Origin of the sequence: Bradyrhizobium retamae (genome assembly GCF_001440415.1) — a bacterium.
Lineage (GTDB): Bacteria > Pseudomonadota > Alphaproteobacteria > Rhizobiales > Xanthobacteraceae > Bradyrhizobium > Bradyrhizobium retamae.
The window spans coordinates 93978-109887 of the sequence record NZ_LLYA01000057.1 but is presented as its reverse complement, the minus strand read 5'-3'; the positions used below and the strand labels follow the sequence as shown (position 1 = coordinate 109887).

The 15910-nt window shown below is 62.7% G+C and carries 15 protein-coding genes, 1 tRNA gene and 2 pseudogenes; 15 read left to right on the top strand and 3 right to left on the bottom strand.

Going from position 1 to position 15910, the window contains the following annotated elements; translation table 11 throughout:
* Nucleotides 1-278 precede the first annotated feature (278 nt).
* The 11 genes and pseudogenes from CQ13_RS09015 to CQ13_RS08975 all read left to right on the top strand — a co-directional run bounded on the left by CQ13_RS09015 (nt 279) and on the right by CQ13_RS08975 (nt 10522).
* Nucleotides 279-1496, top strand: a pseudogene (locus CQ13_RS09015) (NAD(P)/FAD-dependent oxidoreductase).
* A gap of 95 nt (nt 1497-1591) precedes the next feature.
* Nucleotides 1592-2521: an MBL fold metallo-hydrolase gene (locus tag CQ13_RS09010; protein WP_430649669.1), complete on the top strand. Its 930-nt coding sequence runs from the start codon at nt 1592-1594 to the stop codon at nt 2519-2521.
* Between the two features lie 90 nt (nt 2522-2611).
* Nucleotides 2612-3406 (top strand): acetoacetate decarboxylase, encoded by a 795-nt coding sequence (locus CQ13_RS09005; RefSeq protein ID WP_057842629.1) that lies wholly within the window; start codon nt 2612-2614, stop codon nt 3404-3406.
* 32 nt (nt 3407-3438) lie between these two features.
* On the top strand, nt 3439-4617 hold the full coding sequence (locus tag CQ13_RS09000; RefSeq protein WP_057842628.1) for a DUF3734 domain-containing protein: 1179 nt from the start codon (nt 3439-3441) through the stop codon (nt 4615-4617).
* 41 nt (nt 4618-4658) lie between these two features.
* Nucleotides 4659-5441 (top strand): 3-hydroxybutyrate dehydrogenase, encoded by a 783-nt coding sequence (locus CQ13_RS08995; protein WP_057842627.1) that lies wholly within the window; start codon nt 4659-4661, stop codon nt 5439-5441.
* Nucleotides 5442-5513: 72 nt separating this feature from the next.
* The gene (locus CQ13_RS08990; protein ID WP_057842626.1) at nt 5514-6260 is read left to right on the top strand and encodes an SDR family NAD(P)-dependent oxidoreductase; all 747 of its coding nucleotides are present in this window, start codon (nt 5514-5516) and stop codon (nt 6258-6260) included.
* A gap of 30 nt (nt 6261-6290) precedes the next feature.
* Nucleotides 6291-7328 carry an HlyD family secretion protein gene (locus CQ13_RS08985; RefSeq protein ID WP_057842659.1) on the top strand — a complete coding sequence of 346 codons (1038 nt, stop codon included), beginning with the start codon at nt 6291-6293 and terminating at the stop codon, nt 7326-7328.
* A pseudogene (locus CQ13_RS08980) lies at nt 7325-8899 on the top strand (DHA2 family efflux MFS transporter permease subunit); the annotation flags it as partial. The gene CQ13_RS08985 and the pseudogene CQ13_RS08980, both read left to right, overlap by 4 nt.
* 33 nt (nt 8900-8932) lie before the next feature.
* The gene (locus CQ13_RS46750; protein ID WP_347337022.1) at nt 8933-9589 is read left to right on the top strand and encodes a TetR/AcrR family transcriptional regulator C-terminal domain-containing protein; all 657 of its coding nucleotides are present in this window, start codon (nt 8933-8935) and stop codon (nt 9587-9589) included.
* Nucleotides 9586-9897, top strand: a complete 312-nt coding sequence (locus tag CQ13_RS42705) for a hypothetical protein (RefSeq protein ID WP_197427288.1) — start codon at nt 9586-9588, stop codon at nt 9895-9897. The genes CQ13_RS46750 and CQ13_RS42705 overlap by 4 nt, the downstream gene beginning before the upstream one ends.
* The gene (locus CQ13_RS08975) at nt 9869-10522 is read left to right on the top strand and encodes a TetR/AcrR family transcriptional regulator C-terminal domain-containing protein (RefSeq protein ID WP_156433589.1); all 654 of its coding nucleotides are present in this window, start codon (nt 9869-9871) and stop codon (nt 10520-10522) included. The genes CQ13_RS42705 and CQ13_RS08975 overlap by 29 nt, the downstream gene beginning before the upstream one ends.
* A 291-nt stretch (nt 10523-10813) precedes the next feature.
* Here CQ13_RS08975 and CQ13_RS08970 read toward each other — a convergent pair.
* A tRNA-Ser gene (locus tag CQ13_RS08970) sits at nt 10814-10903 on the bottom strand.
* A 309-nt stretch (nt 10904-11212) separates the two neighbouring features.
* Complete coding sequence (locus CQ13_RS08965; RefSeq protein WP_057842624.1) at nt 11213-12310, bottom strand: ROK family protein; 1098 nt, start codon at nt 12308-12310, stop codon at nt 11213-11215.
* 383 nt (nt 12311-12693) lie between these two features.
* Here CQ13_RS08965 and rplU point away from each other — a divergent pair, with 383 nt between their 5' ends.
* The 3 genes from rplU (at nt 12694) to CQ13_RS08950 (ending at nt 14227) form a co-directional block, all read left to right on the top strand.
* Nucleotides 12694-13074, top strand: coding sequence for a 50S ribosomal protein L21 (gene rplU / locus CQ13_RS08960; protein WP_028348533.1), 381 nt, complete (start codon nt 12694-12696; stop codon nt 13072-13074).
* Nucleotides 13075-13231: 157 nt separating this feature from the next.
* Nucleotides 13232-13501 (top strand): 50S ribosomal protein L27, encoded by a 270-nt coding sequence (gene rpmA / locus CQ13_RS08955; protein WP_028348532.1) that lies wholly within the window; start codon nt 13232-13234, stop codon nt 13499-13501.
* 123 nt (nt 13502-13624) lie between these two features.
* Nucleotides 13625-14227 carry a GNAT family N-acetyltransferase gene (locus CQ13_RS08950; RefSeq protein ID WP_057842623.1) on the top strand — a complete coding sequence of 201 codons (603 nt, stop codon included), beginning with the start codon at nt 13625-13627 and terminating at the stop codon, nt 14225-14227.
* 36 nt (nt 14228-14263) lie between these two features.
* On the opposite strand, the gene CQ13_RS08945 is transcribed toward CQ13_RS08950, so the two are convergent.
* A complete protein-coding gene (locus tag CQ13_RS08945) occupies nt 14264-15178 on the bottom strand; it encodes a DMT family transporter (protein ID WP_057842622.1) in 915 nt (304 codons plus the stop codon).
* 213 nt (nt 15179-15391) lie between these two features.
* Here CQ13_RS08945 and CQ13_RS08935 point away from each other — a divergent pair, with 213 nt between their 5' ends.
* The gene (locus CQ13_RS08935) at nt 15392-15874 is read left to right on the top strand and encodes a MaoC family dehydratase (RefSeq protein WP_057842620.1); all 483 of its coding nucleotides are present in this window, start codon (nt 15392-15394) and stop codon (nt 15872-15874) included.
* Nucleotides 15875-15910: the final 36 nt, after the last annotated feature.

Below are 15910 nucleotides of genomic sequence, written 5' to 3'. Positions count from 1 at the left end.
ACAGCCAGCCCCATCAGTTCCATTATCTTCTACAAGGACTGGCCCGCGAAGCCGGCTCCGTTGATGGCCTTCCAGCGCGGCTCGCCTTTGGGATCCGGAGGCTGTCGAGCGGCATGTGAACGCCCCATGCCAATGCCGCTAATGCTGGACTGCCCCGCACCCTAACAGCCGTTTCACATCATCTTTGCGTCATCGATCGCAAGAGGCTTACCGCCAATGCAGGGCGGCGGCGATGACGTGCGCACGTTCGAGAAAATTCAACCCACAGGAGCAAACACATGCGACTTATCATCATTGGCGCCGGCTTCGCCGGCATGTACGCCGCACTTTCCGCTGCCCGCCTGCGCGACATCCATGGCGTCTCACCCGAGGATCTCGAAATCGCGCTGATCGCACCCGAGCCGACGCTGGTGATTCGCCCGCGGCTCTATGAATCGAAGCCGGAGACCCTGACGGCGCCGCTGCTCGATGTCCTCAACGCCATCGACGTTGTCTACGTGCAAGGCAGCGCTGAAACGATCGACACCAAGGCTCGCGTGGTGCAAGTCGCTACAACCAAAGGCACCCGAAAGACTCTCTCCTACGATCGCCTGGTCGTGGCTACCGGCAGTCGGCTATTCCGCCCGAATATTCCCGGTCTTGCCAAGCACGGCTTCAGCGTCGACCAGCTCGATGACGCGATTGCCCTCGACCGGCATCTGCATAGCCTAGCCAATCGTCCGGCAATGAACGGGCGCGATACGGTCGTCGTCGCCGGCGGTGGTTTCACCGGCATCGAAGCGGCAACCGAGATGCCCGCGCGGCTTCGTGCGGTCCTCGGCAACGATGCCAAGCCGCGCGTCATCATCGTCGACCGGAACAATGCGATCGCTCCCGATATGGGCGCGGGTCCCCGCCCCGTCATTGAGGACGCCCTGCGCAAGCTCGGCGTTGAGACCCGGCTCGGCGCCGGTGTCGCGTCGCTCGACAAATCCGGCGTCACGCTTTCCGATGGCGAGCGCATTGAAGCCGAGACCGTGATCTAAGCGGCGGGCATTCGTGCCGCCCCGTTGACCCAGCAGATTCCTGCCGAGCGCGACAATTTCGGCCGGCTGCTTGTCGACCGGGATTTGCGCGTGCCGTCGGTGGATGGCGTCTTTGCCACCGGTGACGCCGCTCGCGCAGCATGTGACGATATCGGCAACTACGCGCTGATGTCGTGCCAGCACGCCACGCGGATGGGCGCCTTTGCCGGCAACAATGCCGCCGCCGAACTGCTGGGCGTTCCGACCAAGCCATATCACCAGAAGGGCTACGTCACCTGCCTCGATCTCGGCGAAGCCGGTGCGCTGTTCACCGTTGGCTGGGAACGCCAGGTCAAGATGGTCGGCGACGTCGGCAAGAAGACCAAGCAGGAAATCAACACCGTCTGGATCTATCCGCCGCGTGCCGAGCGCGCTGCCGCGCTGGCCTCTGCCGATCCGGAGCGTGTGACTGACGTGAGTGGCTTCTTCTAGACCCTTCACGCGAAACGGGCCGCGCTTCTCGCTGGCTGCGCGGCCTGCTCAACCGAGACCAGCCAGTAGCCTTGAACATGAAACAGGAGACGAACATGGACGTAGACACGAGCCTAGCCAACACCTCACATCCCGGTGGACCGGTGTCCAACGAATTGGTTCCATCGCGCTACGCGGTGCGGGTCGGCGACATTGACGTGCTGGTGGTCAGCGATGGCGTGCTACCGCTCCCAACCGCAATGTTGGCCCACAACATCGACCCGGCCGTCCGGGCGACCTGGCTGAAAGACATGTTCCTGCCGCCGGACGCCTACGATTGGGCGCTGAACGTGGTCGTGGTGCGTAGTGGCGACCGGACCATACTCGTCGATGCTGGGCTTGGGCTCGACCCGGACTTGCACTTGCCGCGGGCCGGGCAATTGATCAAGCGACTGGAGGCCGCCGGCATCGATCTTGCGTCCGTGACCGACGTGGTGCTGACCCACATGCACATGGACCACATTGGCGGGCTGCTCGTCGACGGGGTCAAGGAACGGCTACGTCCGGACCTGCGGATCCACGTGGCGGCCGCAGAGGTCAAGTTCTGGGAGGCGCCCGATTTCTCCCACGTCTCCATGCCGCCGGGGTTCCCGGACGCGCTTCGATCGACCGCCAAGCGGTTTGTGAAAGAGTACCGCAGCCAGCTGCGGCCGTTCGAGGAGGAGTACCAGGTGGCACCGGGAGTGGTCGTCACTCGCACCGGCGGCCACACCCCCGGGCACAGCGTGGTCCGCGTGGCGTCCGGCGGCGACCGGCTGACGTTCGCCGGCGACCTCGTGTTCGCGGTCGGGTTCGAGCACCCCGAGTGGTACAACGGCTTCGAACACGACCCCGAGGAGTCGGCCCGCGTTCGTATCAGTCTTTTGCGGGAATTGACTGAGACCGGTGGGCTGCTGGTGGCCACTCACCTGCCGTTCCCGTCCGTCGGCCATGTGGCAGTCGACGGCGACGCCTTTCGTTGGGTGCCGGTCTTCTGGGACTACTGACCGCTTGTGTAGCGCCTCACGCGACACGGGCCGCGTTTCGAAACGCGGAGCGCGGCCCGCTCATGTCAGACCAATTTGGAGCTCACCCCGATGAAACACGAGAATGTGCGCGCGACAGCGTTCGCCATGCCGCTGACGAACCCGGCCTTCCCACCCGGCCCTTACCGGTTCGTCAACCGCGAATACTTCATCATCCGGTACCGGACGGATCCCGAAGCGCTGCGCCGCATCGTGCCGGAGCCGCTCGCACTCACCGAGCCCGTGGTGAACTACGAGTTCATCCGCATGCCCGACTCAACCGGCTTCGGCGACTATACCGAAAGCGGTCAGGTCATTCCGGTGTCCTACAAGGGCCAGGCCGGCAGCTTCATCCATCAGATGTTCCTCAACGACCATCCGCCGATTGCGGGTGGGCGTGAGCTGTGGGGTTTTCCGAAGAAGCTGGCAGAGCCGAAACTGGCCGTCGAGACCGACACCCTGGTGGGCACCTTGAACTACGGCTCGGTCCGCATCGCCACCGGCACCATGGGCTACAAGCATCGCGCTCTCGACACCGCCGCCGAAGCCAAAAAACTCGCCGCGCCGAACTTCCTCATCAAGATCATCCCCCATGTCGACGGCACGGCGCGCATCTGCGAGCTGGTGCGCTTTCATCTCGAGGAGATCACCGTGAAGGGCGCCTGGACCGGGCCGGCGGCGCTCGACCTCTACTCGCATGCGCTTGCGCCGGTCGCCGAGTTGCCAGTCCTGCAAGTGCTGTCGGCCAAGCACCTCGTCGCCGATCTCACCCTCGGGCTTGGCACCGTAGTTCACGACTATTTAGCGCCGGGCGCGGCTGTGCGCGCACCCGGGTCAGGGATTCTGATCGAAGCGAATGTTCGCTGATCGGATCGGCCACAATGCAAGGAGTTTTGGCAATGTTGAACGTGATGCGCGAGCAACCCGGTGCAGTGCTGCAGCAAACCAGGCCGCTGCCCTACGATGTCGTTGCTCTGGTGCTGCAGGGTGGCGGAGCGCTTGGCGCCTACCAGGCCGGAGTCTATGAGGGCCTGCATGAGGCCGGCATCCGGCCGAACTGGCTGGCCGGCATTTCGATCGGCGCACTCAACGCCGCCATCATCGCGGGCTCCCCTGAAGCCGAGCGCGTGGCACGGCTGCGCGAGTTCTGGGAAACTATCTGTGCCTTTTCGATAGAGTGGCCTGCCGGCGAAGGGTTGGCCAATGCCTTGCCCTTTGCGTTCGACATCAACTCGGTGCGCAACGCGATGGCGGCGACGAGAGCGTTGGTCCAGGGCCAGCCCGGTTTCTTCAAGCCGCGCTTCCCGTCGCCGCTCTGGTCGCCGTTCTCTGGTGATGCAGCGACCAGCTTCTACGACACGGCACCGTTGCACCAGACACTGGAACGGCTCGTTGACTTCGACAGACTGAACTCGGGCGAAGTGCGCGTCAGCGTCGGCGCGGTCAACGTCCGCACCGGCAACCTGACCTATTTCGACACCGCCGAGCGCCGGCTGGGACCGAAGCATTTTATGGCTTCCGGCGCGCTGCCGCCGGGATTCCCCGCCGTCGAGATTGAAGGCGAGCACTACTGGGATGGCGGCGTGGTTTCGAACACGCCTCTCTCCCGTGTGCTGTCCGGCGAGCCCCGTGACACCCTGACATTCCAGATCGATCTCTGGTCGGCCAGAGGGCGCGTGCCCTACGACATGATGGAAGTGTCGAGCCGGCAGAAAGACATCCAGTATTCGAGCCGCACGCGCGCCGTTACCGACCAGGTGCTGCGAATGCAGAAGATGCGTCAGGCGTTGCAGCGGACGATGGAGGAGCTGCCCGAAAGCGCAAAGGCGAAGCCGGAAATCCGCGCCATTGCGGATATGGCCCGCCACCGCTCGTACAACATCGTCCACCTGATCTACCAAACCAAGACCTACGAGGGCCATTCCAGGGATTACGAGTTCGGGCTGAGCGCGATGCGCGCGCACTGGCAGAGCGGGCTGGAAGATATCCGCCGCACGCTGGCCGATCCGGGTCGCCTGGACCCGCCGGCTCCCGAGCTCGGCATCGTCACTCATGACGTCCATCGCCGCCGCGATTGAGGCAGCAGGTACCATTTCTCAGAACATCGAAAGGCATTCCCATGTTGAAGGGCAAGGTAGCAATCGTCACCGGATCGACCAGCGGCATCGGGCTGGGGATCGCCAAAGAGCTGGCCAAGCTGGGCGCTAACCTGGTGTTGAACGGCTTTGGCGAAGCGGGCGAGATCGAGGCGATCCGCAGCGGAATCGAACGCGATCACGGCGTACGAGTCGTCTATGACGGCGCCGACATGTCAAAGGGCAACGCTGTGCGCGAGTTGATTGACAGGACGGTCGAAAAATTCGGACGCCTCGACATCCTCGTCAACAATGCCGGCATCCAGTTCACTGCCCCGGTGGAAGAATTCCCGGCTGCCAAGTGGGATGCAATTCTCGCCATCAATCTATCCGCCGCGTTCCACGGCATTGCAGCGGCGGTGCCCCAGATGAAGAAGCAGCGCTGGGGACGCATTGTCAACATCGCCTCCGCGCACGGCCTTGTCGCTTCAACCCACAAAGCCGCTTACGTCGCGGCCAAGCACGGGCTGGTCGGCCTGACCAAGGTGGTCGGTCTCGAGACCGCTGGAAGCGGGGTGACCTGCAACGCGGTCTGTCCAGGTTGGGTGCGAACGCCGCTGGTCGAAAAGCAGATAAGCGATATCGCCGCTCAAAAAGGCATCAGCCAGAAGGAAGCAACCAGCGAACTCCTTGCTGAGAAACAACCGTCTCTGGATTTCGCGTCTCCGGAGCAGCTTGGCGGCACCGTCGCCTTCCTGTGTTCGGCCGCGGCGGACCAGATAACGGGTACCGCAATCTCCGTCGATGGCGGCTGGACTGCGCGGTAGCAGGCGCACGGCGAACTTTATCAGCTCATCGGCGTACGCCCCTTCCTCGGTGATCACAGAAAGAGATCGAACATGCAAAGTGAAAAGGTCGTGATTGTGACGGGCGGCGGCTCCGGCATCGGACGGGCAGCGGCGCTGCGCTTCGCCAGACAAGGCAACAAGGTCCTCGTTACCGGCCGCCGCCCCGGACCCATCGAAGAGACAATGGCCGGGCATGCGAACATCGCTGGATTGGTCGCAGATGCCGCTTCCGTCGAGGATGCCAAGCGTACCATCGCAAAGGCGGTCGACACCTGGGGAAGGCTGGATGCGTTGGTCAACAACGCAGGCGCAGGTGCAATCCTTCCGCTGGCCGACACGACGGCTGATCGCATTACGGACATCTTCTCCGTCAACGTGCTCGGCCCAAGTCTGCTCGCTGCTGCTGCTTTGCCTCACCTGAAGGCGAGACGGGGCACGATCGTCAATGTCTCGAGCACCTTCGGCCACAAGCCGGCGGCTGGGCGGTCCCATTACGCAGCCAGCAAGGCTGCATTGGAGCACTTGACCCGCTGCTGGGCGCTGGAGCTTGCACCGCTCGGCATAAGGGTGAACGCCGTCGCGGCGGGCCCCACCGAATCGGGCGCACTGACTGGCATGATGGGACTCTCCCCGGAACAGGCGGCCGAAATCAAGGAGCAGGAGCGCGCGCGCATACCGCTCGGGCGACGCGGCGTTCCGAACGATGTCGCAGAATGGATCGTGCGGCTTGCTGGCCCCACTTCGGAATGGATGACGGGCCAGGTGATCGCCGTCGACGGCGGCCTGGGACTGGCTTAGTTGCTGGTGACGTTACTTGGCGAGGAAACGATGACCATTTTCTTACCGAAAACGAAAAAGATGATCGGCTTGGTGCTGTGCCTCGGTGCCGTCGGCGTCGTGGCTGGCGGCTGGGCCTATGCTCGATCGAACGAGACGTTCACCGATAACGCCTATATTCGCGGCGACATGACCTCGCTCGCGCCGAAGGTTGCGGGCTACGTCACGGCCGTAGAGGTTCAGGATAACCAGACCGTTCGTGCAGGCGACGTCCTGTTCCGGATCGACGATCGGGACTACCGCGCACGCCTTGCGCAAGCCGAGGCCAATGTCGAAGCCGCCCAAGCCCGCCTCGCCAATGTCGATGCGGAGACCCAACTCCAGCACGCCCTGATACGGCAGGCCGAAGCTCAAAGACTTGCGAGCGTGGCCGAGATGAATCTGGCCCGCAAGGCCTCCGATCGCCGCCGTGAGCTGATCCGCACCAACGCCGTCAGCCAGGCGCAGGTCGATGAAAGCGATGCGGCGCTATCGAGAACCGAGGCGGGCGTGTCGGCGGCGTCGGCAACGGTGGAGGCCCAGCGGCAACGCATCGCCGTCCTTGCAAGCCAGCGCGAAGCTGCAGTTGCTGCAGTGGCGCAGGCGCACGCCGCACGCGATCTCGCCCAGATCGATCTCGACCATACCGTGGTGCATGCGCCGGTCGACGGCGTCGTCGGCAACCGTCAGGTCCGCGTCGGCCGGCTTGTCGCGCCGGGCACCTCCTTGCTCGACATCGTTCCGGTCAAGGACGTGTGGGTGGTGGCGAACTTCAAGGAAAGCCAGATCGAACATATCCGGCCTGGACAGCGCGCCCGCATCACAGTGGACGGCTATCCGAACCAGACGATCGAAGGCGTGGTGGACAGCTTTGCGCCCGGCAGCGGGTCTGCGTTCACCCTGCTCCCCACTGACAATGCGACGGGGAACTTCATTCGCGTCGTTCAACGCGTTCCTGTGAAAATTCGCTTCGCCAGAAATCCATTGCCCGGTCGCGTCGTACCCGGCCTGTCCGCGCGTGTCGAGATCGATCGAGGAAGCGGCACATGACCGCGATCGCCGACGCAACGCCAGGCTATGACAGGCGCGCGGCAGGAAGCATTCTTGTCGCAGGCATCGTGCTCGCTACTCTGACGGAGGCGATCGCAAGCACCGTCCTGTCGCTCGGGCGCAACGACATCATTGGCGACACCCATGCTACTCCCGACGAGTTCGCCTGGCTGGACATCGGATACACCGCAACGAAGCTGATCGGGTTCATGGCCGCCTCCTGGCTCATGACGCGCACCAGTCCGCGCCGCCTGATCATCGGTTCGACGCTGGTCATGGGGACGGCCTGCGGCATCGCCGCCATCACATATCGGTTAGACCTGCTGGTCGCACTCCGCATGATACAGGGCTTCTCCGGCGGCACGTTGCTTGTCGCGGGGCAGTCGATCATTTTTCTCGCCTATCCGCGATCCTGCCAGCCGATCCTGCAGGCACTGTTTGCGATGGGATCTGTCGTCGCTCCTGCGACCATCGCCCCGGCGCTCCAGGGATGGTTGATCGACAGCCAGTCGTGGGCATGGATTTTCTTCGGCGTTGTTCCGGTGGCGCTCGCCGCCATCGGACTTCTGTTGATCGCGGAGGGCCCGAGACCCGTTACGACTGCGCGGCCTCCGTTCGACTGGGCTGGCTTCCTACTGATATCAGTCACCTTTCTCTGCCTCACCTATGTTCTCAATCAGGGTAGTCGATGGCGCTGGTTCGAGGAGCCTCGCATCGTGTGGCTGACGGTGATCGGCGCAGCCGCTTTGCTGGCGTTTCTCGGCCAACAGGTAATGGCCAAAAGCCAAGGCCTGCTGGATTTCACCCTGTTCCGGTCGAGCGATTTTTCCTTCGCCTTCATCGTCAGTTTCGTCGCCGGTGCCGCCTTGTTCGGGAGCGCGTTCCTGATCCCGTCATTTGCCGTGTCCGTTCTCGCGTTCACGCCTACCGATGCCGGCCAGCTCCTGCTGCCAAGCGGCGCGCTTTTCGTCGGCGCGCTCCTCATTGCTGCCTTTCTCATGCAGGTCAGAGGCGCTCCCCCTATCGCCACGGTGCCGTTCGGAATCCTGATGATCATGGCCTCTATGTGGATGCTGTCCGGTTCGACCAGCGAAAGTGGCGCTGACGACATGATGGCCGCCATCCTGCTACGCGGCTTTGGACTTGGCTTCCTCTTCCTGTCGATCACCCTTATCGCTTTCAGCGACCTCAACAGCCGCAATCGAGCGTCCGGCATCGGTCTTTTCAACGCGGGGCGCCAGCTCGGTGGCCTCATGGGCGTGGCCGGGCTCCAGACAATGATCGATCACAATGTCGCTGCCAATGCCACGGTGCTCGGCGCCGGTGTCACCGCAGGCCTTCCTGCGGTCAGCGAGCGGCTGACGACGATGAGTGCCATGCTCGCGGCACGAGGGATGGACAGCGTGGCCGCCGGCCGGACTGCGATGGGTCTGTTGGGTCGAGCCCTCACCGGTCAATCCACGGTGATCGCCTTCGACACCGCGTTCGCTGCAGTCGCTCTTCTTTTCGTCATCGCTGCGCCCGTGCTGGTCACCATCAAGATCGCGTTCGCCCTGCACGCGAAGATACGCGTGGCGCAGTTAGCCCGGACCGAGGAGCCATACATGACACATCCCGCGCCGAAACCTTCCCGACAAGACAATGTCGTATCAAGGCCAGACCCTCGCGCCGAGATCGTGCTGGCGTTCAGCGAGGCTCTCGCCAATCCGAGCGGCGCGCCCGCTGACTTCGATAGTATCTTGGATCGAAGCGGATACTCGAAGAAAGAAGTTCTATCGGCATTCGAGAGCGTCGACGATCTCATCGTCGCGATCGCCGAACACAAAGCCTCCCTCATGTCGCAGCCATTGGTGAGGAGAGCGCGCCCCGGCACCGTGGACGATGCACGCGAAACACTCATCGCGTTCGGACGCGTTGCCTGGAAGGAATATTCGACCACCCTGGTCGGGTTCATTCGAATGATGATGACCGAGGGTGCACGCAATCCTGCGCTCAAGAAGCGGGTGCACGAGGCGGGGCAAGCGATTGTCACACTCAAGCTGCGCGAGTTTCTGTCCGCAGCAAATGAGCGGGGGATCCTGTCGGTATCGGACGCTCAGCTATACGCCGAGCAATTGCTGGGACTACTGAGGGAACCGCTCTGCCAGGCGCTGATGCTGAGTCCTGCAATGCGCCAAAAGGGCGCAGCCGCCGACCGCGTCAGAGCCAGGATCGAAAGTTTCATTCGTGGATGCGCGAGAACGAGGAGCATGAAGCGATGAGCGCAGCCAATGATATTGCCCGGTTAAGACGGTCTGGCCCGAGAGAGAAACCTTCAAGACTGAAGGTCATCGGCGACGTCCCGGCGGACCTGGCGAACAGCATCGACGAGAATGGATCCCTGGTGACAGTCGACCCCGCCGACTGGATCGTCTGTTTCGTGCCCGGCCTTCGACGGCAATGGTGGCATCGCTTCGTCCATCACAGACATAAGCATGTCTTATGCCATGCGACCCATAAGCACGGGGACCTGGCTGCTTGTGGAGCCGTGGTGGACGCGAATGATGGTGACCATCCTGCCGCCGGCTGATGCCGTCATATTTCTCCGGTGGGGTGCGACGGGTGATATTCTTCGCGTCCGCGAAGCGGTCCCGGGCAAAGCGAGCCAGCTTCGCGGTTGGTCTAACTGCGCGGTTCTCTCGGCGTTCTTGCTGGGCCGACCGAGTTGGACATGGACGCCGCACGGTCTCTACCGGCAGCTACTCCGCGAAAGATCAACTCGGCGCGAGAGCGTGCAGCAACGTCTCGTCGGCCAGTTCACCAAAGTCGTCAGCCATTACTCATCCAACGCACTGAGTGTCAGCGCCGACCAGCTTTCTTTGCCACTAAGGGAACTGCTCATCATCATTGGACGCAATCTTCTCGAAACGATGATGACACCGTCGTTGCTGGAGGTCTGTTACACAGCCATCCTCGAAGCGGACCGCTACCCCGATGCGACGCGGGCCTACGCGCAACATGGCCCTACGCCGGCCATCGCAGTCCTTACAACAATTCTCTCGAAAGCGAGACAGGACGGCGAAATCGATCTCGCGGATTGCGAAGCCGGCGCCCGCCAGTTTCTCGGAATGCTCCACGGAGACGTTCATCTGGAAGCTGCGCTTCAACTTCGCGAGATGCCAACGCTTTCCGAAATCGATTTGCGCGCCCGGTGAAAGTCTTTCGCGACGGCGCCGAGCCTGACGAGACGTCAATCCTCGCACGAGGAGCCTTAACGGCTTGAGGATTATCGAGATAGACGGGCAATGAACATGCCGCGCGACACTGACGCATCGGTCGCGATGGCGGCATTTGGCTCGTCAGCTTCATGCACTTATGATCTCGGATACTTCGACCTGGAGCAGAAAACCTTGGACCCGCTCGACAACCCGTTCGACGCGAGGTTGTCACCCATGTCTCAGGTACGATCTTGTTACCTATGTGTCCGGGCTGGACATCTGCTGAACTGGCGGAGAGGGAGGGATTCGAACCCCCGATAGGCTTGCACCTATGCCGCATTTCGAGTGCGGTGCATTCAACCACTCTGCCACCTCTCCAGGCGCCAAGGCGGGCCGGATTCGGCCCTGCGGTCGGGCCGTGTTCTAGGCGAGGAAGCCGGGGCAGACAAGGCGCGCGGCGGAGAAATTCGCCAAAAGCGGCCCCGGGCGGCTGTTGGAAAAGAGGTGGGACCGCCAGACGCGACAAAAAACTGGCGGTCCCGTGCCGCTGCTTTGAAATCCTGGCCGGGAAGTGCGGCTTCGCCGGTCAGCCGGAGCGACGAAATGACGGTAGCAAGGCGGTGCGAAACGGCAACGCGAACCCGGTTTTAACCTAACCAGTCAACCTTACTACCCGCGCAAAAGCTACTAATCCCGGCCCTTCTTGGCCTTCTTCTCGTCCTTGCCATTGTCCTTGCGCCGGTTGGTGAAGCGCGCATTGCCGAGGCCGGTGCCGATGGTCAAGACGCCCCAGTGCTCGACATCCTGCATGAAGGGAACTTCGGAAAGGCCCTGCACCACGCCGTCATTGTGCATCACCACGGCGGTGTCGTGATCGCCGATCTGTGGGATCGCTTCCACCAGGCTTTCCGGCAGGTTGAACGTGCTGCTCTCCCAATTGCCGGGCAGGTTCTGCGCGCCCTTCTCGATCGAGCCGTCCTCGTCGATCACGCCGGGACAGGCGATGCCGATGAAGGGCGCAAGCTTCAGGCCTTCGGCCTCTGTGGCCGCGATCAGGTCCTTCAGCATCTTGACCAGCCGCTTGACCGCGCCTTCGCGCGTCGGCTCATCATCGGCGTGCCGCCACAACTCGGACTTCCATACGTCGGCCTTGGAAAGATCGGGCGCTTTTTTCCAGCGCGTCTCGACCACGCCGCAGCGAATATTGGTGCCGCCAATATCGACGCCGAGGATGCTGTCATGGCCCTCGAATATCCACGACGGCGCCAGATGCAGGGTGCCGATCAAGCCGGCGTCATCGGGATGAAAGCGGATCGGCATCACATCGACCTCAAAGCCCTCCGCCTTGAGGATGATGTCGGTGCGGGCGATCGCGAGCTCGCCGACCCGGCTCTGCCTGAAGCCACCGCCCACCACGATGCGCTCGGTATCGGCCCACGCTTTGGTCTTGAGGAACCGCCGCGTCACATAGGCCAGTTCCTGGGCGAATTCCTCGATAGCGCTATGCACCAGCGCGGCGGCGCCGACATCGGCGCCGACCAGCGCCTCGTCGAGATCGCCCTTGGGAATCTCGCCGGCGGACTTCTTGCCCAGGGGATCGTCGCCGTTCTTCCTGAGCGGCTTGCGCAAGCCATCCAGGATTTTGCGGAAAGCCCCCTTGCTGGCGCGGTCGCCAAGAAAGCCCTCGTCGTCCTTCAGCTCGACATTGAAACTGTCGACTTCGACCGACGGCAGGCGGGTGGCCCCATGGTGGGCAATCCCCGTAGTGGTGATGTCTTCTGCCATGGCCCTCGCCCTGCCGGATCTCGCTGGCGACAACGGGCAGGGAACCCATTGGTTTCAAGAGAGGGCGAATGGCGAATAGCGAATGGGACGGCAATTGTGGCCTCCGACTACCTATTCGCTACTCGCTATTCGCCTTTTCGGCCAAAATGGCTCCTTTTCGGCGGGTTTTCCGGCCCTTTTGCCTTGACTCACGGCGTTCTGCGGCTATAAGTCCCCGCATCCGGCGCGGGATTTCTCGCGCCGCTTGTTTTTGCGCGAAATCTTACCGGGTTGCTCCCCGGCCGCGCGAAAATCGTACCCATAACGACTGACCAAAAAGCCGACCCGGACAGCCCTTTCGGGAATACGTCCGAGGCCGGGATCGAACACGAAGGAAAAAAACGATGTTCGCAGTCATCAAAACCGGCGGCCGGCAGTACCGCGTCGTTCCGGATGATGTGCTCGAGATAGGCAAGATCGCCGGCGAAGTCGGCACGATCGTGCAGCTTGGTGAAGTTCTGGTGGTCGGCGGTGACACGCCGGTGCTGGGCGCGCCGACGGTGGCAGGCGCTTCCGTTGCGGCCGAAGTGCTGGACCACAAGCGCGGCCCCAAGGTGATCGCGTTCAAGAAGCGTCGCCGCAAGAATTCGCGCCGCAAGCGCGGCTATCGCGACGAGATCACGGTGCTTCGCGTCACCGAGATCCTGACAGACAACGCCAAGCCTTCGATCGGCCCGCGGCCGAAGAGGGAAAAGGTCGCCGCACCGGCTGCCAAGGACGACTAGGCGCCGAAGGCCGCCAGGAAGTAGCGGCCAAGAAGGCCGCCGCGAACGGCTAGAGCGACCGGAAGTAATGCGCCTCGACGAAAGTTGAAGCGTGAGAAAAAGTGAATGATTCCGTCAAGGAATTGATCTAGAATATTCGAGAGATCGGAGACGGGCCATGGCTCACAAAAAAGCAGGCGGTTCATCGCGAAACGGACGCGATTCAGCGGGCAAGCGCCTTGGCATCAAGGCGTACGGCGGCGAACACGTGATTCCCGGCAACATTATCGCGCGTCAACGCGGCACCACCTGGCATCCCGGCCTTAATGTCGGCATGGGCACCGACCATACTCTCTTTGCCAAAGTCGAAGGTCATGTCGAATTCCGTGCAAAAGCCAATGGCCGCACCTTCGTATCGGTAGTTCCGATGACGGAGGCGGCCGAATAGACGGTGGACAAAATTCGAGTCTGCCGGATCCTGTTGAACCGGCGGAGTCGAAATGGGCTCCAGGGGAGGCGGGAAACCGGCCTCCCCTTTTAATTTGCGCATATTCGCAATCAGGAGCCCGACATGTTGCAGGACATCCCGATCCAGACCCCGACGCTGCGTCAGACGAGTAGCTGCGTCCTCGAGACCGAACGGCTGACACTGCGCCGGCCGACGCTCGCGGACGTAAAAGCGATTGCGCGTCTCGCCAATGATCGCCGCATTGCGGAAAACACTCGCAGGCTGCCGCATCCCTACCTGCAGGACCATGCGGTCGAGTTCGTGCGGGCGAATGCCACCGATAACAGCGAGACGGTGTTTCTGATCGAACACAACTATTCGCCGGTCGGCATGGTCGGCATCGACCGCACCGACCCGGATGCACCGGAACTCGGCTACTGGCTTGGCGTGGCGCATTGGGGCCAGGGCTTCGGCACCGAAGCCGCACGCGCCGTGATCGATTTTTTCTTCGAGGAGTTCGATGCCGAACATCTCATTTCGGGCGCCCGCGTCGCCAACCCGGCGTCGCGAAACATCCTGGAGAAATGCGGCTTCCAGTGGAGCGGCGTCGAGTTGCACCGCTTCGAAGCGCTGGGATGCTCGACCCCGGTCGACCGCTTCCGCCTGACACGCAGCGTGTGGGCATCGCTGAAGAACTGGGGATCGTCGACGCGAAGGGAGCGGTGAATCTTACCCTCCCCTGGAGGGGGAGGTGGCAAAGGCTCACGCCGGCGGATTGACCACCGCTTCTTCGCGCCCGAGCTTCTGTTCTCGCAGGAAGATATAGATGCCCGCGCCGATGATGATGGCAGCGCCGATGAGGGTCGAGATTGACGGCACGTCACCCCACACGACGAAGCCGAAGATCACCGCCCACACGATCATCGAATACTGATACGGCACCACGACGCTGGCCGGCGCAAGTTTCAGCGACCGGTTGATGCACAAGAGTGCAACGACCGAAACCACGCCCGCCGCGGCAAACAGGCCGAGACTGCCGACGCTCGGCGTCACCCAGCCGATCGGCGACATCAGCGCGCCGAGCAGGAACGTGCCGCCGAACTGCGACGTGGTCAGGACGATATCCGGCGTCTCTCGCAGCGAGCGTGTGATCAGCATCAGCAACGCGAACGACAGGCTGCCGCCGAGCGCGATCATCGCCGGCCAGCTTACTGTTTGCGTGGACGGGCGCAGCGCAATCAGGACACCGCAGAATCCAACCAGGATCGCGGTCCAGCGCCGCCAGCCGACCCGCTCGCCGAGCACGATGCCGGAAAGCGCGGTGACGAAAATCGGCGAGGCCAGATAATAGGTGATGACGTCGGCAAGGGGCAGATAGACGGTGGCGAGAAAGAACGCCGCGACTTCGAGCGTCGAGAGCGTCACGCGCAACAGCTGCAGCCACGGCCGCTCGAGGCGCGAGAACTCGGCGCGCTGCTTCCAGATCACCGGCAACAGCACCAGCAGCGCCGCGCAGGCGCGCAGCCACAGCAACTGCCCGACCGAATAGGTCGCGACCATGTATTTCCCAAGCGCATCGCCGAACGAGAACATGAAGATCGACAGCAGCATCAATCCAATGCCGGCCAGGCGTGCGGAGCGCTCGTCATAGGTCGAGATCTTGCCGAACAGGCTCATGACGTTTCCTGCTTGTTGCTCTTCGTCATGGCCAGCGCGTCCGGCCATCCACTTTTGGTGCTAGCCACGTTGTCGAGACGCGGATGCCCGGGGACCTTTAGCGCGAAGACGCGCTTCGCGCTATTGCCCGGGTACAACCAATTGAGACGGATCGATTGCCGCAGCCACATCGCTGCGGTACCGGTATCGCTCCAAAACGGCAGGAAATCCGAGATGAGCGCGTTCGACCCCGTCCAGCATCGCATGGTGAGCGAACAGCGCTGGTTCGAGGATTTTGTGCTCGGCGAACGCTTCGTGATTCCTAGCCGGACCCAGACGTCGGCGGTGTTCGCCGCGTTCCAGACCGCGAGCGGCGACACCCATCCGATCCACTATGATGTCGAATATTGCCGCGCCCGCGGCATGCCGGACCTGCTCGCGCATGGCTTCCAAACCCTGGTCCACACCGCGCCGGGTGCAGGCCTGTTTCCCTATCTCGTCGAGGAATCGCTGGTCGGCTTCCTCGAGCAATCGAGCAAGTTCCTGAAACCGGTCTATGCCGGCGACACGCTCTATCCCGCGCTGGAAGTGACCGAGCTCACGCCCGGCCGCGCCACCGGCGTCGTGACGCTGCGCTCGACCGTGTTCAACCAGCGCAAGGAGCTCGTGCTGGAGGGAATGCAGAAATTTCTGGTTCGCCGGCGACCGGCCTCATAGGAGGCTTCCGGTTCCGAAAAGGCCCGAAAATTAAGG